This window comes from Pedobacter sp. 01N416, from assembly GCF_056399685.1.
On the sequence record NZ_JBFTRT010000737.1, the window covers coordinates 1 to 2048 of the forward strand.

At 35.9% G+C, this 2048-nt stretch carries 3 protein-coding genes; all 3 read left to right on the forward strand.

Annotated elements, in window-relative coordinates; translation table 11 throughout:
• A partial coding sequence (gene pheT, locus AC1DND_RS26475) for a phenylalanine--tRNA ligase subunit beta (protein WP_477585663.1) occupies positions 1 to 1446 on the forward strand: 1446 nt, incomplete at its 5' end.
• Between the two features lie 31 nt (positions 1447 to 1477).
• Positions 1478 to 1768, forward strand: a complete 291-nt coding sequence (locus AC1DND_RS26480) for a hypothetical protein (protein ID WP_029277274.1) — start codon at positions 1478 to 1480, stop codon at positions 1766 to 1768.
• A 33-nt stretch (positions 1769 to 1801) separates the two neighbouring features.
• The coding region (locus tag AC1DND_RS26485; RefSeq protein ID WP_477585665.1) for a cell division protein ZapA at positions 1802 to 2048 on the forward strand (247 nt) is incomplete at its 3' end.

Sequence of the window (2048 nt, forward strand, 5' to 3'; positions counted from 1 at the left end):
CCAATGTGTATTGCAGGTGTTTTCGGTGGAAAATCTTCTGGAGTTGATGCTAATACCAAAAATATTTTCTTGGAAAGTGCTTATTTTAATTCGGTTTCTGTACGTAAAACCTCAAAAAGACATGGCTTAAAAACCGATGCTTCTTTCCGTTACGAGCGTGGTACCGATCCGGAGATTACGGTTACGGCTTTAAAATATGCAGCATTATTAATTAAACAACTGGCTGGCGGGGAAATCTCTTCATCAGTTTCTGATATTTATCCAAGTCATATCAAGCCGTTCGAGTTTGAAGTAAGTTATACCAATATCAATAAATTAATTGGTGCAAACATTCCATCAGCCGAAATTAAACACATTATTACCGCTTTGGGTATTGCTGCAACCAATACCTCTGAAGATACTTTGGCTTTAAGAGTACCATCGTTTAAAGTTGATGTAACCCGCGAATGTGATATTACAGAAGAAGTATTGCGTATTTACGGCTATAACAATATCGAAATCCCTTCAAAGGTAAATGCATCGCTTTCTTACAGCATCAAACCTGAAAAAGAAAATACGCACAACGTAATTGCAGATATGCTTACCTCAAACGGTTATGCAGAAATTATGTGCAACTCGTTAACTAAATCGGCTTATTCGAAAAATTTAGACGAAGCTGTATTTATTTTAAATCCATTAAGCAGCGATTTAAATGTAATGCGCCAGCATTTACTGATGCCGGCATTAGAAAGTGTGGCTTACAACCAGAACCGTAAAAATGCTGATGTTAAGTTTTATGAATTTGGTAAAACCTATCACTTAATTAATGAGCAGTATATAGAGCGCTCAAGGTTATTATTGTTGATCTCGGGTGCTAAACAGAGCGAGCAATGGAACCACAATGCTAAATCGGCTACCTTTTATAACTTAAAATCGGCAGTTGATGCCATTATAAGCCGTTTGGGTATTGCAAGCTATCAAACCGATACCTTAAACGATGAAAACTTTGCTTACGGGATTAAATATTTCCGTGGAGATAAGACCCTGGTAAGTTTTGGTGCAGTTTCAAAAGCCGACCGTAAAGTAGCCGATGTAAGTGCGGAGGTTTTTTATGCCGATTTTGATTGGGCTGCCTTGTTGGATATTGTAAGGAAAAATAAAATCGTTAACAAAGAGGTTTCTAAGTACCCGCAAGTGCGTAGAGATTTATCTTTATTGATCGATCAGGCGGTAACTTTTGATACTTTAAAAGGTATTGCTTTCAAAACTGATAAAAAGCTGATCAAAGAGGTTGGTGTGTTCGATGTGTATGTAGGTGATAAATTACCTGAAGGCAAAAAATCGTATGCCTTGAACTTCATTTTGCAGGATGAGGAACAAACCTTAACCGATAAGCAGATTGAAAACACGATGCAGAAATTAATCGCGAATTTAACGGCACAAGCTGGTGCAGAAATTAGGAAATAAAATATAAATTCGTATTTTTAGAAATAAATTCATGACTTCTGTTGCAGATCAATTAGATAAGGTATTACAAAAAACGGCTCAGGTATTAGAGCTATGTAATGCGCTACAGGAAGAAAATGATTTATTAAAGCTTGAAAATCAATCGTTAAAAGTAGCACTCGATACAGCGAAAGGCAAAAATGTAGAACTTGATGAAAAATTAAGGGTTACAAAATTGGCTAAAAGTATAGAGGGAACAAGCGAAAAATCGCTTGACATTAAACAAAAAATTAACGATTTTGTGCGGGAGATTGATAAAAGTATTGCATTATTAAAAAAATAATGATGCAGAGAAATCAGAAACTAAGCTAAACAAATGGGAGAAATCTCGATTAAAATAACCATTTCCGACCGTATTTATCCACTAAAGGTGAATATGGAAGAGGAAGAAATTGTGAGACGGGCAGCAAAAATGATCAATGAGCGCATAAAAGATTATCAGGATAATTATGCGGTTAGAGATAAGCAGGATCTTCTTTCTATGGCAGTATTACACTATGCAACAGCCGTATTAAGAACAGAAAATAAAGTACAAAATCAGGATACTGCTGTTGCCGATAAAG